Source organism: Pelagihabitans pacificus (assembly GCF_009371985.2).
In the GTDB taxonomy this organism is placed as follows: domain Bacteria; phylum Bacteroidota; class Bacteroidia; order Flavobacteriales; family Flavobacteriaceae; genus Pelagihabitans; species Pelagihabitans pacificus.
In genome coordinates this window covers 193,047-218,736 of the sequence record NZ_VIKU02000005.1, presented here as the reverse complement: position 1 = coordinate 218,736, position 25,690 = coordinate 193,047, and the positions used below count along the sequence as shown (strand labels likewise).

Here is a 25,690-nt window from a genome sequence, read left to right as displayed (position 1 = left end):
ATTAATTAAATAAATCCCGGGAAGCACTCCTCCGTTTGGAGAGGGCGAGGGGAGAGGATTATGAAAGTAACAGATCATATTGAAGCAGCGGCGGGGAACACCTTGTTCTCCTTTGAAATTATTCCGCCGGTAAAGGGGCGTAGCATTGAAGAGCTATATGGCAATATAGATCCACTGATGGAGTTCAAACCACCCTTTATCGATGTAACTACTTCACGGGAGGAATACGTGTACATCGACCGTGATGGACTTCTGGATAAAAAGCTGACCCGAATGCGGCCGGGCACCGTGGGAATCTGTGCCTCTATCAAGCACAAATACGACGTGGATACCGTACCCCACGTACTCTGTGGTGGTTTTACCAAGGAAGAGACCGAGTATTTGTTGGTCGACTGCCACTACTTGGGCATCGATAATGTAATGGCTCTCCGTGGGGATGCCATGCGGGAGGAAAAGTACTTTCAGCCCACAAAAGGAGGCCACCCCTATGCCTTGAATCTCGTGGAACAGATTCAAAACCTGAACTGTGGCAAGTATTTGCACGAGGTCATCGAAACGGATAACTGCTCCGATTTCTGTATTGGAGTGGCCGGCTATCCCGAAAAACATTTGGAAGCACCTTCGTTGAAATCGGACCTCATCCGTTTAAAGGAAAAGGTAGATGCAGGGGCCGACTATGTGGTGACCCAAATGTTCTTCGACAATAAAAAGTATTTTGAATTCGTGGAGGCTGCCAAGCAAATGGGAATCGAGGTGCCTATTATTCCGGGGATAAAGCCCATCGCGGTGAAGCGGCATTTACAGTTACTACCCCAAGTATTCCGAATTGACTTGCCTCAAGATTTGATCGATTCGGTAGAAGCTTGCAAAGACAATAAGGCGGTACGGCAAGTAGGTATCGAATGGGCCATTGAACAATCAAAGGAATTGAAAGCGGCCGGGGTACCCGTATTGCATTATTACTCGATGGGAAAATCGGATAATATCAAGGCGATCGCTAGCAAGGTCTTCTAAAATTTTCGGTTTAGGGTGCAAATAATATTACACCAAACCTGGAACTTTACACCTTGAATATTTTTACCTTTGACCCCCATGAGCCCCAGGGTACTGCTAATTTCTCTTTTTTCGATAGGTTGGTGTTTTTCCCAAGAAGGAGGAGTAGCGAAAAAGTACACCTTGGACGCCAATGCCTTTTACGGATCTATTCTTTTGCACAATACCGATATCTCACATCTTATTTCGGAACACCCTTCCGGTATTATTCTGGGATATAGTAGAAAAACCTTTGGCGAAGAAGAATGGCAACAATGGTATAACTACCCGGATTCGGGTGCCTCGTTCGTTTACCAGGATACCCACAACCCAACTTTGGGAAAAACCTTCGGACTCTATGCCCACTATAATTTTTACTTTTTTAAGCGAAATCTCCAATTTCGGATAGGTCAGGGGATCTCTTTTGCAACCAATCCCTACGATAGAACGGAGAATTTCAGAAACAATGCCTATGGATCTCGGTTGTTGAGTAGTACTTATTTGACCTTGAACTACCGAAGAGAGTATATTTTAGATGGTCTAGGGCTGAAGGCCGGTATTACGGTGGTTCATTATTCCAACGCGAATGTTAGGGCGCCGAACACCTCGACGAATACGCTGGCATTCAATGCGGGGTTGATTTACTCCATCGGGGACGAGGCAAACGAATATATCACTAGGGAGAAACCAAAAGTTAAGGAGCCTTTGCGCTATAACTTGGTTTTTAGGTCCGGAATCAACGAAAGTGATAATATTGGGGCCGGGCAGTTTCCCTTTTACATTGTTTCGGCCTATACCGATAAAAGATTAGGTCGTAAAAGTGCCCTTCAACTGGGGACGGATATTTTTTTTAGTAATTTTCTAAAGGAGTTGATCCGCTATCAAAGTATTTCTTTTCCTGAAAACAATGTCTCGGCGGATACCGATTTCAAGCGGGTCGGACTTTTCTTGGGCCATGAGCTTTTTATTAATAAATTGAGTGTCATCACACAGCTTGGATACTATGTGTACTATCCCTTCGATTTTGAGGGAAGGGTCTACAACCGGATTGGATTGAAACGGTATTTTGGAAAAAAATGGTTTGGCGCCATCACGTTGAAATCACATGCCGCCGCCGCTGAAGCCGTAGAATTCGGGGTAGGGGTGCGCCTGTAATTTGGGAAATGGGAAACAGGGGTAAGAGCCAAGACTTAAGACGATTTGACTCGTGCCATAAACAGCTGAATATGCGAATACATCTAAAATTCGGTACACTGCGTTTCTCCCTTGATCGGCATCGCTCGACCGAAGTGGGAGAAAGCCAACTATACAAAAAGGGGGTATTCCCGAAGGCGGTGAAAATAATTTTTTATGCGCTAGCTGGTTTTTTAATTGCATCCTGTAACTCGGAATCGGCCCTGGATTGTTTTCAAAGCACCGGTGAGCTTATCAGGGAGGAGGTGATGGTCGACCCCTTTACAGAAATTACCGTTTTCGAAAATATATCACTCATCGTAAAACAGGGGGAGACCCAGAAAGTCGAAATCGAAACCGGCGACAATCTCCGTGAGGAAGTGACCGCTGTGGTCAGTGGAAGCCGCCTACTATTGCGCGATACCAACGACTGTAATTTTTTTCGGGAATACGGGGTCACCAAGGTATACGTAACGGTGCCGAACCTGACCGAAATACGGAGTAGTACCGGTTGGCCCGTAGAAAGCGATAGTGTTTTGTCCTATGCTGACTTACGATTGATTTCAGAGAGTTTTGTTAATACGGAATCCGAGACGACCGACGGAGCCTTCGATTTGGAAGTAGCTGCCGAGAACCTCAATGTGGTTGTAAACGGCATTGCCTATTTTAAGCTGAGGGGAACCAGTGAAACTTTTAATATTACTATCGCCGCGGGCGATTCCCGTATCGAGGCCGAGGATTTAATGGTACAGAATGTGGTAGTGAACCACCGCGGTTCGAACGACATCCTGGTAGATCCCCAACTATCGATACGAGGGGTGATTCGGGGAACCGGGGACGTGATCAGTAACACACGACCCGACGAAATAGCGGTGGAGGAATTGTATAAGGGAAGATTGCTCTTTAAAGACTGATCACTCACTTTTGAAGGATGTCAAGTAAGATGTAAAAGTGCCTAGAGCTGTGAATCCAATTGCCAAATATCTAAATAACCTCTTTGCCAAGAAAAGGATTCTCGGTGATGATACCCGTTTGGAGGGGCTAGTCAAAGCAGACGACCTTTTAGCCGATTTGGTAAATCAACAAAAGATTCCCGGTTTATCGGTAACGGTGCTTGAAGAAGGGAAAACCATCTTTCAAAAGGGCTACGGCCATGCCGATTTGGAAGCAAAAACCCGAATCATACCGGAAGAGACGGTTTTTCGTGTTGCCAGTGTTTCCAAACCCATCGCGGCGACGGCCTTGGCGCATATGGTAGTAGAAGGAATCATTGATCTGGATGCTTCTTTCCGTACCTATGTACCCTATTATCCCAAAAAGAAATACGATTTCACGATTCGGCAGTTAGCAAGTCATACGGCGGGGATACGTAGCTATCGCGGAACCGAATATGGGCTCAACAGACCCTATTCCATTAAGGAAGGTATCGACCTTTTTAAGAATGACCCCTTACTTTTTGAGCCAGGTACCGGTTACCACTACAATAGCTATGACTGGGTGTTGATTTCCTTGGCGATGCAGGAGGCAAGTGGTATACCGTTTGTAGAGTATGTACACGAGAAGGTATTGGAGCCCTTGGGAATGGACCATACGTTCGCACCCACCGCCAAGAAGGGTTCCGACACTTGGCCGGGAGCACATCGATTGGCTACCTCCTATTCAAGGAATCGATTAGGGTTTCGGGAGGCGATTCCGGTAAACAATCATTATAAACTTGCCGGAGGCGGGTATCTGTCGACCTCTGGGGACATAGCTAAATTGGGTCAAGCTTATCTGGAAGGGAAAATTTTGGACAAAAAAACCTTGCAGCCTTTCTTGACTTCCCAAAACATCAATGGGACCCCGACCTATTACGGACTTGGTTGGCAAGTGAGCGAGGATACCAAGGGCCGTTCCTATTACGGACATGTAGGTAATGGGGTTGGGGGGTATTCGAACTTTTTTGTGTATCCAAATGAGCAGATGGTTGTTGCTATTCTCATCAACTGTACCGACCCAAAGGTGCAGGACGTATTGGATACAACAGTCAACCTCTTGATGACGTCAAAGAAACCTTCCTTTTAAGAAAATCCCTTTTGGAAGAAATCGCCAAAAAAAAGTATATTACCATATGGTTCTACCGACCTCGTTGGTTCATTCCCCATGGATGTCCGGGAAAATGATGGGGAGGTGGACATGATTCTTAACCGACCAAAAGTTGACCGAAATATGAAAGGAGAAGAGAAGAGCCCTGCCCAAGAACCGACCGGTGCGAGATCGAGCCATTGGCTACAACGTTTGAAGGATGAAAGTTGGGAAGCAGAGCTACTGGTTTCCGCGATAGCTACCTTCGGAACGTTTCAATTGTTCGATGTTGTTTTTTGGGCAACCTATCGTTTTATCGACCTCCTTCCCCCGAAACAGTACCCTCTCGGTTATTTTATTGTTATTTCAGGTTTGCTGGCGGTCAGTATTTTGGTTTCCATGTTTGTTATCCACTTCTTTTTGAGGGCATTTTGGGTGGGTCTTGTGGGTCTGAATTCCGTATTTCCGGACTACAGTCTGGAAGACAGTGCGTATTCCAAGATATATACTGAAAAAATTCTTTCGATTCTTCCGAAGCAGGAGGAAACCATCCAAAAAGTAGACGAACTTTGCAGTGTTATCTTCGCTGCGGCTTTTTGCCTGCTATTAATTTACGCTTATCTGGCCATTACCTTGAGTATCTACCTCTTTGCGTTCAACGTGCTATCGGAGTATATTCCCAAGGAATTATTGCTGATACCGATAGGAGCCATAGCGCTGCTGTTCATTATTCAGACGGTAATGGGTATTGTGGGCAACCTTAAAATATTCAAGGAAAATGTAATCGTGCAGACTTGGATGTACAGGATCGTTCGGGTTGGATCCATGGCCATGTACGGACCATTGTACAAGATATTGCTGCAAATCACCATGACCTTCGGCTCCAATTTCAAAAAAAAGAAACCCTTGATAGGCCTATTGCTCCTATTTTTATTTTGTGGAATGGTGGTATCGGTGGTGATGGGGGCCAAGTCCGATATGGTACATCTGGTTCGACCAGATCGGTTTTATAAGGATACGGTGTACAAGGAATATTATCGCAATCAAAATGGGGACAGCGGGTTTTTATTGACCCCGGAAATCGATTCCGACGTGATAGAATCCAAGGTGTTGAAACTTTTTATTCCCATTTACGGTAACGAGCGGAAATATCAGGAGAAAATATGTGGACCCTTCGAGGAGGACGAGAACCGGAATCAGGACGAAAACACCAGGCTCATACGGGCCCAATACCTTGACTGCTACCAGCAGTACAACCAAATATTCGTGGACGAAGTAAGAATCCGGGTCGATTTTATTAAACAGAACCATCCGGAAACAGGTCAGTTTGGTGTGATCTGTTACCTGGATACCGGGCAAATGAACGCCGGTAAAAATGTGCTCCGTGTGAAGAAAAAATTTGAAAAAGAAGTGGTCTCGGAATGGTCGATTCCATTTTATCTCGTCCCGGAAGCAAGTGTCTCCTTATCCAAAGATTGAAAAATGGCTTCAGCAACAGTGCTTATAGGATGCCGAAAGTCAGGACCCGTATTTCGAGTTGCCATTCTTTTTGGAATCGATTAACTTAGACCTATGGTTAGGCTAGCATTTGTGGTTGTTATTCTGTTGGGCGGTTTCCAACTCGCTGCCCAAACCCATATTTCGGGCCATCTAGACTTGGAAGCGGTTTCCATACCCAATGGACATGTATATTTGAGTCGGGTAGCGTTGGAAGACCTGTCCGATAATGGCCAGGAAACCCCTATTGCTCGTTCCGCCGTTGACGAAAACGGCTTCTTTTCATTTAAAAAGTTGAAAATAACCGATAAGGATGCCATCTATCGCATTTATATCGAACAAGTGGAAAATGCCTTGAGGCGCACCCTTCGGACCGAACAGCTGTTCATTTTTTCAAGGAACGACAGCATTTATTTTAAAAGAAGCGGTATCCCATTTGCTGATTATACGAATACCAACATAGCTGATCGCGAATGGCGACGGTTACGCAGGTATGAAACCGCTTTGCGGGCCGTTGAAGTCAAAAAAGAGGATAGTCTTTCAAGTGCTTATGTACTCAATTTGAAAAGTTATGCCAAGGACTCGCTGCAAATTTTAATGGTAAAATTGATCGGAATCAAACAGCTGGATTATCAGCAATTATTGGAAAAAGATATTGCCAAAAACCCCGACTATTATTTGGCCTTGTTGAGCGAGTTGAAGAAGAGCGATATTGACCGGGGGGAATACCTGTTTTTGGAAAATAAACTGGCTTTTCTAACAACCGAAATAGCCGAGCGTCGTTATCGGACCAGTGCTATCGTGAATATCATCCTATGCATGTTACTGGTAGCACTTTTGGTCATGACTTTTCGCATACGGAGCTCGGGCAAACTACCTCCCCTAAACGATTTGAGCAAACAGGAACAAAATGTGCAACAGCTCATCCTGCAGGGCAAGAGCAATAAACAGATTGCCGAAGAACTCTTTATCAGTCTTAGTACGGTCAAGACACACATCACCAATATCTACAACAAATTACAGGTGTCCGGAAGAAAGGAGTTGCTGCAACGACATCAAAATTAGTAGGGGTACTAGTCCTTAAATAGGACCCTGTTGTTTTCGATACATACAATTCACTTTGTTACTTGCGTAGCAAACGAAAACCATGTATCGATCGTGTTTGATCATTTTATTGTTCGCCAATTTATCTGGATTCGGTCAGACCCACTACTTAATTTCCGGCAAGATTACCGATGAACAAAATACACCCGTCGCGGTGGGTGATATTTTGTTATATGAAAAGGATAATGATGCGTTGCTCCAATACACTACGGTGAACAAGGGACGATTTTTATTCGAGGCGATTCCTTTCGGTAGGTATCGTTTACAAATTTCCTGTTTGGGTTATGAGGTGGAAGAGCTGCATGTAGTGGTTGATAGTGACCAATTGTTCACAATCCGCTTACAGGAAAGCAGAACCGATTTGGACGAGGTTACGGTTACGGCGGCCAAACCGATGGTCACTAACCGAAACGGAAACCTGGAAATAGACGTTACGAATCCCGTATTTTCCTCAATTCCGGATCCCGTTGACTTGCTGTCGAAGTTTCCGGGCATTCGGATAAGTCCGGATAGGGAATCGATAACCGTTCTAGGCAAGGGGATTCCATTAATTTATCTAGGGAATCAACGCATATCTTTGGAAGAATTCAAAGCCTTATCGGTAGCAACTATCAGCAGCATCGAGATTGTTAGAAATCCGTCGGCAAAATATGAAGCTGAAGGGAGGGCAGTATTATTGATAACCAGTAAGTCTATGGACAGCGAGGGCGTGATGGTCAATTTATCGGAAATGCTCTCGTTCAAAAGAAATTTTAACAACTACAACGGAATCAATCTTAATCTGGGTAGAAATAAATTGAGCCTGAAGACCAGTTTTGGATACAATGATTTGCAAACCTGGGAGAGCAACAGTTTCGAATTTTCCATTCCTGCCCAAAATGCTTTTTCGGACTATTTGGTATTGATAGAGGCCAATGATAGGAAACAAATCAATATGGGAGTCGGCCTTTCCTACGAAATAAACGAAACCGACTACTTTTCGGCGAATACCAATATCCGATTGCAGACCGATACCTTCCCGATAGATACCGATACCTTTCTTCGACAAGGGCTTATTGAAGATACCATCGTCACCCGGACCTTGAATGATAACAGTAAGGATTTCGTAAGCGCGAATCTCAATTATAACAAGAAATTGGGTAATGGCATGAACGTCTTTACCGGACTACAATATTCATCTTTTGTTCAAGAGTTGGACACTGATATTTTTAATAACTTTAATGATACAGGACTTTTTAATGCCCAAGATAGATATCAAAAGTATCGCATAGGGGTATTAGCCTATCGGTTTGATATCGAAAAGACCTTTGGTAACAACTTTAAATGGGAAATCGGTGCAAACCTGAGTGAGGCCCGTGCGAATGCATTTACCGAAATCCTATTTTTTCAGCCAGACAGCCTTTCAACAATCGACTATGATTATTCGGAACAACTTTATGCGAGTTATACGCAATTATCCGTTGGGGTCGGTGAAAAGATGAACTTTAACGCGGGGCTAAGGGTGGAAAAAAATAACGTCAAGGGTGGGGAAACGACCCAAACGATACCGTTGGTCGATCGGCAGCAAACCAATTTTTTTCCCAAAGCCATGTTCAATATCGCATTGGACAGCACGAAAAGCATCACGGTCAATTATGCAAAAAATATAACACGACCGAATTATTCCAGGGCAAGTTCGATTACCGCATTCATCAATCCTTTTTTAGAGGGTTCCGGTAATGTAAACCTGGTCCCGACCCTTACCGAAGAACTATCGACGGTTTTTCAATTAAAGAACAATTCGTTTACGATCAGTTATTCGAGCATAGAGAATCCTACCTATTTTACCATTGCCTATGATGATCAACTAGAGCGTGCGGTGCTTTCACAAAGGAATCTTGATAAGGAGTATTTTTTAGAACTAGCTTTGAATATGCCGTTCACGAGCGGTATATGGACTTCCACCAACTACGGTACCCTTTCGATGCGGCGAATAGAGGATCCGGATGCTGCCATGGGCAGTTCAAAACCTTACTTTTACCTCTATACGAATCATCAGTTCAAAGTTGGAAAAGATATGACCTTGGCTTTTGGAGGTTGGGGGCTAACCGATCGTTACGAAGGAGTTTTCAAAAGAAACGGATTGCTCGTTCTCGAAGCGGCGATCACCAAGACTTTTTTTGAGAAACTAGATTGTTCCTTGCGATTCAACGATATCACAAGGGCCATGAACTTTGAGGAAAGCTATGCAGTAGATGGGGTCGAGGCCCAAGGTGCTTACTTTGCCGATGCACGGGAGATTGTCCTTTCACTCAAATACTCCTTTGGAAAAGTGAAAGACCTAAACTATAAAAATAAGGATATAGACCAAGGATTAGATAGGATACGATAATTGTTAGATCAAGGTTAAATATCAATCTGTTTAATAAAAAACAAGTATCTTTAAACAAAAAAGAGATGAAGTATTCAAAGTTTGCCCTCACTGTTTTGTTCATTGCTACTTTCGCCTTTGGTTTAAGTGCCCAGGAAATCACCTCATTTCAAGGTTCGTGGGGCGATGAATATTACCAGGATAAAAAGAGGTTAAGTTGGAAAGAAATTGACGCCATTATGACCGAGAGCACGGTAGCCGAAATGAACTGGCAGAAGTATAAAAAGCAGTCGTTGGGCGGACTCATCGCCGGAACGGCCAATCTCGGAGCGGGCATTTGGTTCATAGTGGAATATAACGATGACAAGGTAGTGACGGCTCCGGCCATTGCTTTTGCCGGTACTGCTATCATCAGCTCGATTTTCTTTAACGCGGCCAAAAAAAACAAGAAAAAAGCGATTCTTGAATACAATGATGCCTTAGGTTCAAAAACCTCTTATCGATTAGTGCCGACCAGCAATGAAAATGGGTTTGGGCTGGCTTTAAAGTTCTAAGGGTATTTTTTACTTCCCCTTTCGTATCGACCTGGGAATTATAGTATCTTAGCGACCCTTGGGTTTAATTCCAAACGGTCGCTAAGATGATTTATAACGGTACTTGTTTCAAAACTATCACCCAATTTCAATGCGTTTTCATCTTCTGTTTGTTGCTTGCTACTTCCAGTAGGGCACAGCAGACAACCGAAATAGACCGTTTATCCGCCAAATATGCAACAGAGTCCCTCCCATTACTAAGGGAATTGCTCAGCATCCCCAATGACGCCTTCTATCCTGACGATATCGAGCGGAACATTGTTTGGTGCGAAAAAGCATTTGAGAACCGTGGCTTTGATACCCGACGTTTGCGAACACCAACGGTTCCCTTATTGCTGGCACAGCGATCGCATCCCAAGGCCAAAAAAACGGTCCTTATCTATTTGCAATTGGATGGACAGCCGGTCGATAGCACCCGATGGTTTCAAAAAAGTGCCTATGAGCCCGTACTCAAAAAGCCCGATGGAACAGGGGAATGGGAACAAATAGTGTGGGACGATACCACATCCTTTGAGGATGATTACAGGGTTTTTGCTCGATCTGCCAGCGATGCCAAAGGACCGGTGGCCATGTTTTTGGCGGCGTTGGACGCCACTGCTTCCCAAAATAGTGTTCCCAACTACAACATTAAGGTAATTATGGACTTTGAGGAAGAGTTGGGGTCCCCCCATCTGCCCAAGGCGGTCATAGAAAATGAAGAAGCCCTGAAAGCCGATATGCTCATCATCTTTGATGGTCCCAGGCATATTACCAACAAACCAACGCTCACATTCGGTGCCCGTGGTATCGCAACGATTACCCTTACCACCTACGGCCCCGTGGTTCCCCAGCACAGTGGTCATTTTGGAAACTATGCCCCAAATCCTGCCCTCCGCTTATCAAAGTTGTTGGCTTCCATGAAAGACGATGTGGGACGCGTGACGATTCCAGGTTTCTATGATGGAGTCTCCATCGACGCCGAGACCGAACGCGTCTTGAGAAAGGTACCCGACAATGAAGAGCGGATAAAGGAACGACTTCAAATCGCTTCTACCGACAAAGTGGGAAGCTACTACCAAGAAGCCATTCAATACCCCTCACTCAATATTCGTGGGATGCAGTCTGGTTGGATCGATGAAAAAGTACGAACCATCATACCTGCTTGGGCAAGGGCTGAAATCGATGTGCGCCTTGTTTTGGAAACAGACCCGGAACGGCTACTGCTGCTTATAAAAGAACATATTGAAAATCAAGGATATAAGGTAATCGATAGAGTGCCGACCAAGGATGAGCGGTTGTCCAACGAGAAGATAGCTACCTTCACCTCGGAGATATCGTACCAGTCTTTTCGTACCGATTTTGATTCCGAGGTTGGGAAATGGCTTCGGAAAGCGTTGAAAAAGGCTTTCGGAGAAGAACCCATCATGATTCGAATGAGTGGCGGCTCGATTCCGATATCCCCTTTTGTGACCACCTTGAACATTCCTGCCGTAACGGTTCCGACGGTCAATCGGGATAACAATCAGCACAGTCCGAATGAAAACCTAAGACTGGGAAACTATCGGGAAGGAATAAAGACGATGATAGCGATTTTGACGGAGGAACTATGATTGGTCGTTAGGGGTCAAGAAGTCAATTCGCTGAACAAACTCTCCAGATTTTTACTTTTTCTACTTAACTGAAGTGTTTTGAGCTGGTTGTCGTGCGCAAAATCGAATACCGCTGGGCGCATATCATTCGATGTACTGAAGGTGATGTGATAGACAAAGCCGCTCACATTCTTTACATGGGTTACATGGGGAAGTCTGTTTAAAAATGCCTCTTCTACGCGGTAATCAAATTCCACTTCGATGATTTGATCCTCATCTTCACGTAATTCCGATAATTTTTTATCGGCCACTAACACCCCTTTGTTGATAATCAATACTCGATCACATACAGCTTCTACCTCTTTCATGATATGTGTTGAAAGCAAAATGGTTTTTTCTTTTCCGACTTCCCGAATGAGTTTTCTTATTTCCAGCAACTGGTTCGGATCGAGACCGGTAGTTGGTTCGTCCAATATCAAAACGTCGGGATCATGGAGCATTGCAGCCGCCAGCCCCACCCGTTGGCGATATCCTTTGGAGAGTTGCCCTATTTTTTTATGGGCTTCCGGTGCAAGCCCTGTTTTTTCGATGACTTCGGCAATTCGATCTTTATCCACCTTATATACGTTGGCGTTAAAAACAAGGTACTCCTTTACATACATGTCTAGATACAAGGGATTGTGCTCCGGTAGATAACCGACACTTTCTTGTACCTTTTTTTTGTCTTTCAAGACATCGAACGAGTTAACCGTGGCCTCGCCCTCATCTGCTACATGATAGGTGGTCAACACCTTCATCATGGTCGACTTACCCGCGCCGTTCGGACCAAGAAACCCAACAATTTCCCCCTTTGCCAATTCAAACGATACATGGTCGAGTGCTTTTTGGGTACCAAAAGTCTTGGTAATATTTTTGACGGTGATAGACATTGCCTTTATTTTAAATTCAAAAATAAACAATAACCACCGATTTGGGACCAACGCGTATTCTCAATAAACGAACAGTATGTTTTATTGATTCGCAATGGGAATCCCCTTAATCTAAAAAAATCAAAAAAATAGTACTCGGGAATATGATTTCTAAATTTAATTGTTACTTTAGCCAAAGTTTAAGTGTACAATGACAAGACAGTATTTCTATAACGGTTTCTTTTTTTACTTCTTTAAAAGAGAAGCGGGACTGTTATAGGATATTGAAAAGTGATATGATATAAAGTCCCGCGATAAGCGGGACTTTTTTCATTTCATCCATATTAGCAAGAGATGCGTCTAAAAATAGCGATTCAAGGAATAAAGGGTTCGAACCATCACCAAGTGGTCAGGGAATATTATGGCAACGAGGTCGATCTGGTTGAATGTATGTCGTTCGATTCGTTGGTAGAACGCCTCCTCGATGGCTCGTCTGACAAGGGGGTTATGGCCATTGAAAATTCAATTGCCGGATCCATTATTCCCAATTATGCATTGGTTTACCGGAACAATCTTCATATTATCGGGGAACACTACCTGAACATTCATCATAATCTTATGGTGTTAAGGGGGCAGACCATGGATGATATCGAAGAGGTACGCTCCCATCCGATGGCATTGTTGCAGTGTAAGGAGTTTTTTAAAGACCATCCGAACATCAAACTGGTGGAAGATGTCGATACCGCGGAGACTGCAAAACGGATTCAAGAACAAAAATTAAAGGGAATCGCAGCAATCGCCCCCAAAGTAGCGGCAGATTTGTATGATTTGGACATCGTAGCTGCGGAGATACAGACCATTAAAAATAATGCTACCCGTTTTATCATTGTAAAGACAAAAAATAAGGAACTGCCAAAAGCTGAAATCAATAAGGCTTCCATCCGATTTATTACCGACCATAAACGGGGTAGTTTGGCAACTGTACTGAACGTTATGAGCGATTGCAATCTGAATTTGACCAAAATACAATCCCTTCCGATAATTAAAACGCCATGGAAGTATGCCTTTTTCGTGGATGTTACTTTTGAGGAATACGACCATTTCGATAAGGCGAAATCACTTTTGAACATCATGTCGGAAGACTTTAGGGTGTTGGGTGAATATAAAAACGCACGAATATGATACGCACCGCGGATCGTTTACATACCGTCGAGGAATATTACTTCTCCAAAAAACTGAGGGAGGTACGTGGACTCATTGCCAAAGGTCGACCGATCATCAACATGGGCATTGGAAGTCCCGATCTGGCGCCTTCCGATGCGGTCATCGCTTCCTTTAAGGAATCGATTGTTGAGGTGGGGGCGCATCAATATCAGAGTTATCAGGGCTTACCGGAGTTGCGACAGGCGATTGCCGATTTTTACGAGTCCAAGTTCGGGGTAGTGGTAGATCCAGGTTCGGAAGTCTTGCCCCTAATGGGTTCCAAAGAGGGTATCATGCACATCAGCATGGCTTTTTTAAACGAGGGCGATGAGGTGTTGATACCCAATCCGGGCTATCCCACCTATATGGCGGTCACTAAATTGGTCGGTGGCACTCCTAAATTATATCATTTGTCGGAAGAAAATGGATGGTTCCCCGACTTAGCAGATCTGCGTTCCCAAGATTTGTCCAAGGTGAAATTGATGTGGGTAAGTTATCCACATATGCCAACCGGTGCTACGGCCAATTCCAATCAATTACAAGAGCTGGTCGACTTTGCCAAAGAAAATAATATGCTGTTGGTCAATGACAATCCGTATAGCTTTGTTTTGAGTAAAAATCCGAATAGTCTGTTGGCGATGGAGGGAGCCAAGGAAGTTGCTTTGGAACTGAATTCACTCAGTAAGACATTCAATATGGCCGGGTGGCGTGTCGGAATGGTATTGGGAAGCGCCGACCACATCGATGCTATTTTAAAAGTGAAAAGCAATATGGATTCAGGAATGTTCTACGGCATTCAAAAAGGGGCTATCGAAGCGTTGCGAAGTGGAAAGGAATGGTTCGAGAAATTGGACGTTATCTACGGGAATAGGAGAAATTTAATGTTCCGATTGGTCGATAAACTCGGTTGTAGTTACGATAGGAATGCGGTAGGGATGTTTGTGTGGGCGAGGTTGCCCAAAGGCAGCAAATCGGCCGAGGCATTTATAGATGACGTCCTCTACGAAAAAAATATCTTTATAGCACCGGGAACAATTTTTGGTAGCAATGGGGAAGGATATATTCGCTTCTCGCTTTGTGTAAAGGAGGAAAAAATAACGGAAGCCATTGAAAGGTTTTAGCAATTTGGGTATAATCAAGGAAGAAACGCTTTAGTGAATAGCTAGTAGCTAATATCTGGAAAATGAACGTATTCATCATCGGTATCGGTTTGATCGGGGGGTCTTTTGCAAAGGATATCAAACGCCTACACCCCGAAAGTAAAATTTACGGTATCGATACCGATAAAGATCACTTGCAGCAGGCGTTGGATTTGAAACTGATCGACTTCATGTCAGCCTATGAAGAACTGGAAAAGGCCGATATGGTTTTGGTAAGTATTCCAGTGGATGCTTCGGTAACGGAGCTTCCCAAAATCTTGGAGCTGGTGAACGACGATTGCGTAGTGTTCGATGGAGGTTCAACCAAAAACCTAATTTGTAAGGCACTGGAAGACCATCACAAAAGACGTAATTTCCTCGCATGTCACCCCATTGCAGGAACCGAATTTTCAGGCCCCTCGGCGGCAATTGAACATTTATATGAAGGCAAGACCAATATCATCTGCGAAGTGGAAAAAACGGCTTTTAAGTTGCAGGAAAGGGCCTTGGAACTGTTCAGGGAAATGGGGATGCGCATTCGCTATATGAATCCCGAGGCGCACGATAAACATATCGCCTACGTGTCGCATTTATCACATATCAGCTCTTTTATGTTGGGAAAGACCGTTATCGAGAAAGAAAAAAACGAACGCGATATTTTTGACATGGCAGGTAGTGGTTTTGAAAGCACGGTGCGTCTTGCCAAAAGTTCCCCGGCAATGTGGACGCCGATTTTTGAGCAGAACAAGGAAAACGTGATAGAGACCTTGGAAGAGTATATTGCCAACTTGGAAGCCTTTAAGGAATTGCTGCTCAGGCAAGATTATGAGGGTATCTACAAGGAAATGAACGATACGAACAAGATAAAGGAAATTTTAGACGGAATACCGTTGACCAAGAAATAAGCATTACTTGAAATTGACCTATACGGATTGGGTTTAGTGATTTGCACTAAGTATATTTCCTCTCCAAGGATACATAGTTGAACATAGAAAAGCCATACTAAAAACGAATTATAGAACGATGGAAAATACAAAAGAAATGAGGTCCTGGTTAGATGACATGAATCTCGGTCATCCCCTTGTAATTGCCGGGCCCTGTAGTGCCGAAACCGAAGCGCAAGTATTGCGTATCGCCAATGAATTGAAAGATACCGATGTCAACTATTACCGGGCAGGTATTTGGAAACCGCGTACGAGACCCGGCAATTTTGAAGGCGTAGGGGCGCTTGGACTAAAATGGCTTCAAAAGGTAAAGGCGGAAACCGGTTTAAAAACGGCTACTGAAGTGGCCAACCGTGCCCACGTTGAATTGGCCTTGGAACACGATGTCGACTTGTTGTGGATAGGCGCTAGGTCAACCGTGAGTCCGTTTATCGTTCAGGAAATCGCCGATGCTCTGGAAGGTACCGACAAAGTGGTGTTGATCAAGAATCCTGTAAACCCCGACCTTTCGCTCTGGCTAGGGGCCGTAGAGCGACTACATACGGCGAATATCAAAAAATTAGGGGTAATACACCGAGGGTTTTCAAGTTATGAAAGAACGAAGTATCGGAATATCCCGGAGTGGCAGTTAGCTATCGATCTGCAGACCAGGTTTCCCGACTTACCGATAATTAATGACCCTTCCCACATTACCGGAAAACGTGATATGATTTTTGATGTTTCCCAAACCGCTTTGGATTTGAATTTTGATGGTTTGATGATCGAAACGCATCACGATCCCGACAATGCGTGGAGCGATGCGGCACAACAGGTGACCCCGGCCCGCCTAGTACAGATTATGAAGGATTTAAAAATAAGGAAAGAAACCGATAGCGAGGCCGAGTATACCCGCAAACTTAGCAACTTAAGGGCGCAAATTGATATTTTGGACCACCAGTTGATCGAGACATTGGGAAAACGAATGAAGGTCTCCGATGGGATAGGACAGTTGAAAAAGCAAAAGAACGTTGCGGTACTTCAGTCAAACCGATGGAACCAAATTTTAGGGGCGATGATTTTAGAGGGTGAGACCAAAGGATTGAGCGAAGAATTTGTTTTGAAGATGTTCAAGGCAATCCACCAAGAGTCGATTAATCACCAGGAGAAGATTATTAATGCATAGTGCATCTTTGGCGGAGTCATACCGATGCCGGTCAAAACGATGATTCGCTTTGACCGGTATCGGTTACTTGCTTTTATTATTTTTTGAAAATGTACCGGGTAATAAAAATACCCTGTCCGTCTTCGGTGCCGGCATTACTTTCTACTCCACTGACTACAAAGGCCAGTTCCCAACCGTCTGCGACAAGGGCATTGATTTTTGAAGAGATAACCGCATCATTGGCGGCGATATTCTGAAATCGGATGCCCCCGAGATTGTAGAAATTCAAAAGCTTGGTCTCCTCGAAATTCTTCACTCGAATTTCCTTGCGTTTTGATTTATTTCGCGAATTGTCTTCCTCGGTTTGTTCGGAGGTAAACTGTGAAAAATCTTTTTCTTCCTGGGAATCTACGATTCTTGAACGTCCCAATCCGTTAGGTACGATCGATTCTACACTGGTGATGACCTTATACTGTTGAGCGGTCATATCAAAAAGGGCGACAACAAAAAGCAAGGCGAACAAGGAGATTTTTTTCATAACGGTCTGTTTTTATGATTAGCGAATGAAGTTAAAGACTCGGCATCAGTTTTTAAAATCATTTACTTCAAAATATGCTGAAATACTGGAAATCCGTGAGAACCCACTACCAGTATATGGGTAGCAGACCGGTTGCCGCGCCTTTCTTTTAAAGGCCAACGATAAGGGTATGTATGGTCAAAAAACCGTTATTTTGTCATAAGTTTTGAAACTGCACTGATGAATGAAGGGCAAAGTATATAAATCGACCGGTAGTTGGTATAGCGTTAAGGCCGAGGATGGTGCTTTTTACGAATGTCGTATTAAGGGCAAGTTTCGTATTCAAGGAATCAAAAGCACTAATCCTATAGCGGTAGGGGATAACGTAACCTTTGAGATAGAAAGAATGGGTGATGCGGAGGTGGGAACAATTTCAGCCATTGGTGATAGGAGGAACTATATCATCAGAAAATCGGTCAAATTATCGAAGCAAACCCATATCATCGCAGCCAATTTAGACCAAGTTTTTTTAATGGTTACCTTAAACAATCCGGTTACCTACACGCTCTTTATCGACCGGTTTCTGGCAACGGCCGAGGCCTACGATGTCCCCGTGGTATTACTTTTTAATAAGGTCGACACCTATAATGATGAGGAATTGGCCGAAGTGAAGTATTTGGCCTCTTTGTACCGAACTATCGGGTATACCTGTATTGGCATTTCGGCAAAGACCGGTAAGAATATCAATAAGGTGCGCGAATTGATGAAAGACAAGACCAGTATGTTCGCGGGTAATTCCGGGGTCGGTAAATCGACTTTGATCAATGCCATACAACCGGCCCTATCCCTTAAAACTTCCGAAATATCGCTACAACACTTGCAGGGCCAACACACTACTACCTTCGCCGAAATGTACGATTTAGACTTTGGTGGGCAGATTATCGATACCCCAGGTATCAAAGGATTCGGAATCGTAGATATGGAAAAAGATGAAATCGGGGATTATTTTCCGGAATTCTTTCGATTGAAAAGCGACTGTAAGTTCAACAACTGCCTGCACATCGATGAGCCGCAATGTGCGGTCAAAAAGGCACTTGAAAACAATGAGGTAGCATGGAGCCGTTACAAAAGTTACGTACAGATGGTCTCCGACGAGGAAAATATTCACCGAATTGATGATCACGATCCTAAAGCATCCCAGTAAGTAAAGTATGGCAAAGCGACTATGAGAGCAGTAATACAGAGAGTTGCAAAGGCAAGCGTTACCGTTAATAAAGAGGTGGTTTCCGAAATTGAAAACGGACTCCTAATTCTATTGGGTATCGAAGACGGCGACAATTTGGAGGATATCGAATGGCTTACGAGAAAAATCGTCTGCCTACGGATTTTTAATGATAGCGACGGAGTGATGAACCATTCGTTGGTAGAGGTAGGAGGAGATGCAATTGTCGTAAGCCAATTTACCCTACACGCCTCCACCAAGAAAGGCAACCGCCCCTCTTACATCAAAGCTTCGAAGCCGACCATTGCCATTCCTTTATACGAGACTTTTATAAAGCAATTGGAAAGCGATCTGGGTCGTAAGGTAGGGACTGGTATATTCGGTGCCGATATGAAAGTTGCGCTGTTGAACGATGGTCCCGTGACAATCATCGTAGATACCAAGAATAAGGAATAGGAATTTTAAGATTTTTTTTAGATTTGCGCACAAATTGTAGGAATTACCGTTTTCTATATAAGTACCAAACCAAACCAACACCAATGCGTTTTATTTTTCTTGCAAGTTCCCTCCTTTGCATGTTCGTGTCGTCTGCACAAGAAAATAAATACCAAGCCCTTTTATTGGATAAAAGTCTTACCGATAATGCCAATGCGGTAGTACGGTTAGACTATATGAAAATACATATCGGTTCTCCCCAAAAAATGACCTACACGGTTAGGCGGGCAGTAACCGTAATGAATAAGAGGGGCAATCGTCACGTAAGAACCACCGCTTCCCATGATAAGGAAACCCACATAAAAAAAATCGAGGCATTTGTTTACGACCGTCAGGGTCGGGAAATCGAGCATATCAAAAAGAAAGACTTTCGGGATCTTAGTGCCGTTGACGGTTTTTCGCTGTATACTGATGACCGCTTGCTGACATTTGACTATACGCCTATTCAGTACCCATATACCCTTGAATTCAGGTATGAGGTAGAGACATCCGATACGGGCTTTTTTCCACCATGGTACTTCTTGGGAGGTTATTTGTCGAGCGTTGAAAAAAGTCATTACGAAATCACCTATGATGATCCTGGGCTGAAGCCGGATATAAAGAAATACAATTTGGAGGGTCTTTCCCTGGTCGAAAAGGAAGAACCTGGACAGCTCCTGTTTACGGCCACGAATATTCCGGCCATTAGACCGGAAAGCCTGAGTCCGGGTTTTAGAAGTATCGCACCTAGATTGGCCGTACGTTTAAAGGATTTTACGTTAAAGGGGCATGATGCCTCGGTAGCCGATTGGAAGCAATTAGGTGGTTGGATCGACAATACCTTGCTGAAAGATAGGGACATCTTGAATGAAGAAACAATTGCCAAGGTAAGGAATTTGGTAAAAGGTGAAACAGATGACTTGCAAAAAGCCAAGATTGTTTACAAATACGTTCAGGAAAACACCAGATATGTAAGCGTACAGATTGGAATCGGAGGATGGAAGCCCATAAGTGCTATCGATGTTGATCGCGTCAAGTACGGGGACTGTAAGGGACTGTCCAATTATACCCACGCCCTGTTGAAGGCAGTCGACGTGGCATCCTTTTACACCGTAATCCATGCAGGAGAACGAAAAGTGGATTTTGATTCCGACTTTGCAAGATTGCAGGGAAATCACGCTATTTTGGCTATTCCTTATAAAGGGCAATACTATTGGATCGATTGTACCTCTCAGGTACATCCCTTTGGTTTTGTCGGTGATTTTACAGATGATAGGAATGCCCTGATCGTAACTCCGGAAGGAGGTAAAATCGTTCGTACCGTTTCGTATCTGAACGAACAGAACTATCAAAAAACAACGGCTGATTATACCCTTTCGCACGAAGGGCATATTTCAGGCGAGGCACGGATCGAAACGGAGGGCATACAATATGACAACCATTTCAAGCTCGAAACGCTGGATCACGACGAGGTCGTGAAACATTACAAAGACTATTGGGATAACATCAATAATCTAAAGATCGGGACGTATCGTTTTGAAAACAATCGAGATAGTATAGTTTTTACCGAAAAGGTGCCCTTCAACGCCGTTAACTACGCTACTTTGAGTGGTGACCGCATCCTATTCACCGTCAATGCCTTCAACAGAAATTCGTACATCCCTGATAGGTACCGAAATCGAAGACAGCCATTTGACATACAACGGGGATTCTTTGATGAGGATGAATTCCTTGTCAAACTCCCGGAAGGATTTAATGTGGAGGCAATACCCGAACCAAAACAGATCGATACCGAGTTCGGCCGCTATACTATGCGTATCCAATATCATCCCGAGATGAATACGGTACAATACCAAAGAAGCCTGCTCATTAAACAAGGTTTTTATCCTAAGGAAAAATACAATCTATACAGGGATTTCAGAAAACAGGTGGCACGAAATGACAATGCGCAGATCGTGCTCGTAAAAACCAATCCATAAGCTTTGTAATGACCAATTTTTTGTAATATGAAACATTTCCCCTTCCCCCTTTTAGCGACATGTTTGTTTGTCGTAAACGGCCTTTTTGCCCAGGATTTCAAATTTGGCAAAGTTTCAAAGGCTGAGCTCGAAGAAAAGACACATCCCAGAGATACTGCTGCGGTCGCGGCCTATTTGTACAAGTATCGCAGAACCTATTTCGATTATGTCAATGGACAAGGGTTTCAACTGAATACCGATGTACACGAGCGTGTTAAAATTTATGACCCGGCCGGGTTTGATTATGCTACCAAAAAAATACGGCTGTACGAAGATGGTAGTGATCGGGAAACGATTTCCGGGCTCAAAGCATATACCTATAATCTGGAGGGAGGAAAAGTGAAGGATGTGAAATTGGGAAAAGATGGGGAGTTTACCATGGAACTCACCGAGAGCTGGTATGAAAAATCATTTACCATGCCCAATCTGAAAGAGGGTTCAGTCATCGAATATAAATACAAAATTTCATCCCCCTTTATAGCCCAAGTAGATGAGTTCGTTTTTCAGCATGATATACCCGTCAACAAGTTGGAAGCATCGATGGAGATGCCGGAGTACTTCAATTATAGGGTAAATACCAAAGGCTTTTTGAGTGTTGTGCCCAAGGTCGAAAACACCCTCAAAACAGTGAATATCGCCCAAAAGGTTGCAACGGGTAATTGGATCGGCCCAAGAAGTACCACCGAGCAGGGCACCATCAACTATCGAATTACTATAGCGCATTACAATTTGGAAAATATTCCGGCACTCCACGAGGAACCACATGTTGGGTCTATCGATAATTATCGGTCGGGAATGAAATATGAGCTGAGCTATACCAAGTTTCCGAACAGCCCGATGAAACAATACGCCACCGATTGGGAAGCCGTAGTGAAATCGATCTACGAAAATCCCGGTTTCGGGGCCGAACTTAAAAAAACCGGTTATTTTGAGGATGAAATAGATCCTTTGGTAGCGGCGGCCACCACCGATGTCGAAAAATTGGCAATCATTTTTAGCTTTATAAAATCCAAGGTAAAATGGAATGGTTTTTATGGTAAGTACACCAGCGATGGTGTAAAAAAAGCCTTTAAGGAACGCACTGGTAATGTCGCTGAGATCAATTTAATGCTTACTTCGATGTTGCGCTACGCAGGTTTGGATGCCAATCCCGTATTGGTCAGTACGAGAAAGCATGGTATTCCGATATTTCCGACCCGGGAAGGGTACGACTATGTCATTTGCGGGGTGCAGTTACAGGGTGGTACGGTGTTGTTGGATGCGACCCATGCGTACAGCACACCCAATGTGCTTCCTTTTCGAACTTTGAACTGGGAAGGCAGAATTATCAAAAAGGATGGTAGCTCTTCACTGGTAGACCTGTATCCGCAAGAAAACAGTTCCAAGAAAATATTCTGCAGCGCAGTTATGGAAGAAAATGGGGATGTCAACGGAAAGATTCGTATTTCTTATACCAATCACGATGCCATCCAATTTAGAGAAGGTTACAACGAGACAAATGAAGAAGACTATTTGGAAAAGTTGGAAAACGAGAATGGAGGTATTGAAATCGATAATTTCAACGTAAAGAACCGTAATGATCTCTCCAAGGCGGCCGTAACTTCCTACGAGTATTATGATGAGGGTGCCTTTGACGTTGTTGCGGATAAGATCTATTTTTCTCCCATGCTTTTTTTAAGGACTACCGAAAACCCTTTCAAGCTGGAGAAAAGGGAATTTCCGGTTGATTTCGGATATCCATCGGGCCGGAGTGTTATTTCTTCCATCAATCTTCCAGCAGGGTACAAAGTAGAAACCTTGCCTGAACCGATGGCTATGGCCATGCCCGATGCCTTAGGCAGCTTTAAGTATGAAATCATCGATAAGGGCAACATGATACAATTGAAAGTGAGTTCCGAAATCAACCAACCTATCATTCCATCCGTTTATTATGGTTCCTTAAAAGAATATTATAAAAAAATGATAGAAAAAATGAATGAAAAGGTAGTTTTGTCCAAAGTTTAGACGATGGACATAAAAAATGCACAGCTCGCGGTCGATAAGTGGATAAAGGAACACGGGGTTCGTTACTTCAATGAGCTCACTAATATGGCCCAGCTGACCGAAGAGGTAGGCGAGGTCGCTAGGATTATCGCACGCCGCTATGGCGAACAAAGTGAAAAGGAGTCCGATAAGGAAAAAGACCTGGGCGAAGAACTGGCCGATGTACTTTTCGTTGTACTTTGTCTGGCCAATCAAACAGGAATAGACTTGCAGTTGGCCTTCGACAAAAAACTTGCCCTAAAGGCAAAGCGTGACCATGATCGGCACCAGAATAACAAAAAGCTCAAATAGTTTTATATTTGAGCTTTCTTTTTAAGGTCTTAAATACGTCAACTTGAAGCTATACCTTTCCGGTCCGCCACAGAAAAAGTTATATTCAAAAATTCAAATAACCGGCTCCAAGAGTGAGTCGAACCGCCTATTGCTGTTACAGGCACTGTACCCCAATGTTGAAATCAATAACCTATCGAACTCCGATGATTCTCAGGTAATGCAGCAAGGATTGAAGATACATGACGGTGTTGTCGATATTCACCATGCCGGCACGGCCATGCGGTTTCTAACCGCCTATTTTGCTTCCCAAGAGGGTAAGGAAGTTACGTTGACGGGGTCTCAAAGAATGACGGAGCGCCCTATCAAAGTATTGGTAGAAGCCCTTAAAAGTTTAGGGGCAGCGATTTCGTATGAGAGAGAAGAGGGCTATCCTCCCATACGGATCAAAGGGAAAAAGTTGTTGAAGGATTCGGTGAGTCTTCCTGCCAACATTAGCAGCCAATATATTTCTGCCCTTATTTTGATCGCGCCCAGCCTTTCGAACGGACTCCAGCTAGAACTGGTAGGAAAGATCACTTCGGTGCCTTATATCCAAATGACTTTGGGTCTTTTAAACGAAATCGGGGTCAAAACTTCCTTTGAAGGCAATCGTATCAGGATATATCCAAAGGCTTCCGTCGATGTTGCAACGCTTACCGTTGAATCGGACTGGAGTTCTGCCAGTTATTTTTATAGTATCGTGGCCCTCAGTGATTTTGGTGCCGAAATTATCTTGTCTTCCTATAAAAGGAACAGTCTACAAGGAGATAGTGTGCTCGCGGAAATCTACAGGGATCTAGGAGTGAAAACTGTTTTTTATGAAAACGAAATCCAACTCAAGAAAATAGGAAACCCAAAATCAAAAACGCTGAACTTGGACCTGGCCAATGCCCCGGACATTGCCCAGACCATTGCCGTTACCTGTTTTGGGCTGGGAATCGGTTGCAACCTCACCGGATTGCATACCCTTAAAATTAAAGAGACCGATCGCTTGGAGGCATTGGATACGGAGCTGTCAAAACTTGGGGCCGATATTTCGGTAAGCGATAAGAGCTTGACACTGTCACCTGGGAAAAATAGGGTTGAAAATGTGGCTATCGATACCTACAATGACCATAGGATGGCAATGGCATTTGCCCCGTTAGCCTTAAAAACGCCCCTATACATCAATGATGCGCAGGTAGTCTCCAAATCATACCCGGATTTTTGGAAAGACCTGAAAAAACTGGGCATAGATATCCGCAAGACATAATTTCCAATTAATCATGCATTTACTTGACAACCCCTATTTGCGGGTCGTATATTTGCAGCCGCAAAAGCCCAACTTAAATTTACTCAATGAAACTATCGCATTTCAATTTTGAACTTCCACAGAATCTACTAGCAGAATATCCCGCAGAGAACAGGGATGAGTCCCGATTAATGGTCATTCACCGTGAAACCGGGAAAATTGAACATAAAATGTTCAAAGACTTGATCGATTATTTCGATGAGGGAGATGTGATGGTACTGAACAATACAAAGGTATTTCCAGCCCGTTTATACGGTAACAAAGAAAAGACCGGAGCTAGGATCGAGGTATTTCTTTTAAGGGAATTGAACGAGGAACAACGCCTTTGGGACGTTTTGGTGGATCCTGCCCGTAAAATACGCATTGGGAATAAATTGTATTTCGGCGATGACGAGACGTTGGTGGCGGAAGTGATCGACAATACCACTTCGCGAGGTAGAACACTTCGCTTTCTTTATGACGGTTCGTACATTGATTTTCGCAGAAAGTTGAGGGAGCTCGGGGAAACACCCTTACCTAAATATATCAAAAGAACGGTAGAGCCGGAAGATGAAGAGCGTTATCAGACCATTTATGCCAAACACGAAGGAGCTGTCGCGGCACCTACTGCAGGGCTCCATTTTTCGAAGCATCTTTTAAAGCGATTGGAAATTAAGGGAATTGATTTTGCCGAGTTGACGTTGCACGTGGGTCTTGGGACTTTTAACCCGGTTGAGGTCGAAGATCTTTCAAAACATAAGATGGACAGTGAAGAGCTGATTATCGATGAGAAGGCCACTGAAATTGTAAATAATGCCAAGCGGAAGAAGAAAAGGATCTGCGCTGTGGGCACCACCGCCATGCGTGGACTGGAGAGTGCGGTTTCTTCCGATCACATGTTGAACACGTTCGATGGGTGGACCAATAAATTCATTTTCCCCCCCTATGAGTTTAGCATTGCCAATGCAATGGTCACCAATTTTCATTTGCCAAAATCGACCTTGTTAATGATGGTATCGGCTTTTATAGGGCATGACTTGATGAAGAGGGCCTATAAGGAAGCTATTTTGGAGCAGTACAAATTCTACTCCTACGGTGATGCGATGTTAATACTATAA

22 protein-coding genes are annotated in these 25,690 nt (G+C 43.8%); 20 read left to right on the top strand and 2 right to left on the bottom strand.

Features of this window, described 5'->3' with window-relative positions; translation table 11 throughout:
- Positions 1–60 precede the first annotated feature (60 nt).
- The 9 genes from metF (at position 61) to FK220_RS16345 (ending at position 11,402) form a co-directional block, all read left to right on the top strand.
- A complete protein-coding gene (metF, locus tag FK220_RS16385; protein WP_152575423.1) occupies positions 61–1,014 on the top strand; it encodes a methylenetetrahydrofolate reductase [NAD(P)H] in 954 nt (317 codons plus the stop codon).
- A 78-nt stretch (positions 1,015–1,092) separates the two neighbouring features.
- A complete protein-coding gene (locus FK220_RS16380) occupies positions 1,093–2,187 on the top strand; it encodes an acyloxyacyl hydrolase (protein WP_152575422.1) in 1,095 nt (364 codons plus the stop codon).
- Between the two features lie 71 nt (positions 2,188–2,258).
- Entirely contained in the window at positions 2,259–3,119 is an 861-nt protein-coding gene (locus FK220_RS16375) for a head GIN domain-containing protein (RefSeq protein ID WP_152575421.1), read from the top strand.
- Positions 3,120–3,168: 49 nt separating this feature from the next.
- The gene (locus FK220_RS16370; protein ID WP_317168343.1) at positions 3,169–4,269 is read left to right on the top strand and encodes a serine hydrolase domain-containing protein; all 1,101 of its coding nucleotides are present in this window, start codon (positions 3,169–3,171) and stop codon (positions 4,267–4,269) included.
- Positions 4,270–4,413: 144 nt separating this feature from the next.
- A complete protein-coding gene (locus FK220_RS16365) occupies positions 4,414–5,748 on the top strand; it encodes a hypothetical protein (RefSeq protein WP_152575420.1) in 1,335 nt (444 codons plus the stop codon).
- A 93-nt stretch (positions 5,749–5,841) separates the two neighbouring features.
- Complete coding sequence (locus FK220_RS20125) at positions 5,842–6,831, top strand: LuxR C-terminal-related transcriptional regulator (protein WP_238719072.1); 990 nt, start codon at positions 5,842–5,844, stop codon at positions 6,829–6,831.
- 82 nt (positions 6,832–6,913) lie between these two features.
- Positions 6,914–9,241, top strand: coding sequence for an outer membrane beta-barrel family protein (locus tag FK220_RS16355; protein ID WP_152575419.1), 2,328 nt, complete (start codon positions 6,914–6,916; stop codon positions 9,239–9,241).
- Positions 9,242–9,306: 65 nt separating this feature from the next.
- Positions 9,307–9,774, top strand: a complete 468-nt coding sequence (locus FK220_RS16350; protein ID WP_152575418.1) for a hypothetical protein — start codon at positions 9,307–9,309, stop codon at positions 9,772–9,774.
- An 86-nt stretch (positions 9,775–9,860) separates the two neighbouring features.
- Positions 9,861–11,402, top strand: coding sequence for a M20/M25/M40 family metallo-hydrolase (locus FK220_RS16345; RefSeq protein ID WP_152575417.1), 1,542 nt, complete (start codon positions 9,861–9,863; stop codon positions 11,400–11,402).
- Between the two features lie 14 nt (positions 11,403–11,416).
- On the opposite strand, the gene gldA is transcribed toward FK220_RS16345, so the two are convergent.
- Entirely contained in the window at positions 11,417–12,310 is an 894-nt protein-coding gene (gene gldA / locus FK220_RS16340) for a gliding motility-associated ABC transporter ATP-binding subunit GldA (protein ID WP_152575416.1), read from the bottom strand.
- Between the two features lie 333 nt (positions 12,311–12,643).
- Here gldA and FK220_RS16335 point away from each other — a divergent pair, with 333 nt between their 5' ends.
- The 4 genes from FK220_RS16335 (at position 12,644) to FK220_RS16320 (ending at position 16,737) form a co-directional block, all read left to right on the top strand.
- Complete coding sequence (locus FK220_RS16335; protein ID WP_152575415.1) at positions 12,644–13,471, top strand: prephenate dehydratase; 828 nt, start codon at positions 12,644–12,646, stop codon at positions 13,469–13,471.
- The gene (locus tag FK220_RS16330; RefSeq protein ID WP_152575414.1) at positions 13,468–14,613 is read left to right on the top strand and encodes a pyridoxal phosphate-dependent aminotransferase; all 1,146 of its coding nucleotides are present in this window, start codon (positions 13,468–13,470) and stop codon (positions 14,611–14,613) included. Before FK220_RS16335 ends, FK220_RS16330 begins: the two co-directional genes overlap by 4 nt.
- Positions 14,614–14,675: 62 nt before the next feature.
- A complete protein-coding gene (locus tag FK220_RS16325; RefSeq protein ID WP_152575413.1) occupies positions 14,676–15,536 on the top strand; it encodes a prephenate dehydrogenase in 861 nt (286 codons plus the stop codon).
- Between the two features lie 118 nt (positions 15,537–15,654).
- Positions 15,655–16,737, top strand: a complete 1,083-nt coding sequence (locus tag FK220_RS16320) for a bifunctional 3-deoxy-7-phosphoheptulonate synthase/chorismate mutase type II (protein ID WP_152575412.1) — start codon at positions 15,655–15,657, stop codon at positions 16,735–16,737.
- Between the two features lie 76 nt (positions 16,738–16,813).
- Here the strand turns inward: FK220_RS16320 and FK220_RS16315 are convergent, their stop codons facing one another.
- Positions 16,814–17,254, bottom strand: coding sequence for a hypothetical protein (locus tag FK220_RS16315; RefSeq protein WP_152575411.1), 441 nt, complete (start codon positions 17,252–17,254; stop codon positions 16,814–16,816).
- A gap of 223 nt (positions 17,255–17,477) precedes the next feature.
- On the opposite strand from FK220_RS16315, the gene rsgA reads away from it, so the two are divergent.
- From rsgA to queA, 7 genes are all read left to right on the top strand, one after another.
- A complete protein-coding gene (rsgA, locus tag FK220_RS16310; RefSeq protein WP_152575410.1) occupies positions 17,478–18,437 on the top strand; it encodes a ribosome small subunit-dependent GTPase A in 960 nt (319 codons plus the stop codon).
- A gap of 21 nt (positions 18,438–18,458) precedes the next feature.
- Positions 18,459–18,911 (top strand): D-aminoacyl-tRNA deacylase, encoded by a 453-nt coding sequence (gene dtd / locus FK220_RS16305; RefSeq protein WP_152575409.1) that lies wholly within the window; start codon positions 18,459–18,461, stop codon positions 18,909–18,911.
- A gap of 83 nt (positions 18,912–18,994) precedes the next feature.
- Positions 18,995–20,908: a DUF3857 domain-containing protein gene (locus FK220_RS16300; protein ID WP_152575408.1), complete on the top strand. Its 1,914-nt coding sequence runs from the start codon at positions 18,995–18,997 to the stop codon at positions 20,906–20,908.
- 27 nt (positions 20,909–20,935) lie between these two features.
- On the top strand, positions 20,936–22,951 hold the full coding sequence (locus tag FK220_RS16295; RefSeq protein WP_152575407.1) for a DUF3857 domain-containing protein: 2,016 nt from the start codon (positions 20,936–20,938) through the stop codon (positions 22,949–22,951).
- 3 nt (positions 22,952–22,954) lie between these two features.
- Complete coding sequence (locus FK220_RS16290) at positions 22,955–23,281, top strand: nucleotide pyrophosphohydrolase (RefSeq protein WP_152575406.1); 327 nt, start codon at positions 22,955–22,957, stop codon at positions 23,279–23,281.
- A gap of 43 nt (positions 23,282–23,324) precedes the next feature.
- Positions 23,325–24,554, top strand: a complete 1,230-nt coding sequence (locus FK220_RS16285) for a 3-phosphoshikimate 1-carboxyvinyltransferase (protein ID WP_152575405.1) — start codon at positions 23,325–23,327, stop codon at positions 24,552–24,554.
- An 86-nt stretch (positions 24,555–24,640) separates the two neighbouring features.
- On the top strand, positions 24,641–25,690 hold the full coding sequence (queA, locus tag FK220_RS16280) for a tRNA preQ1(34) S-adenosylmethionine ribosyltransferase-isomerase QueA (protein WP_152575404.1): 1,050 nt from the start codon (positions 24,641–24,643) through the stop codon (positions 25,688–25,690).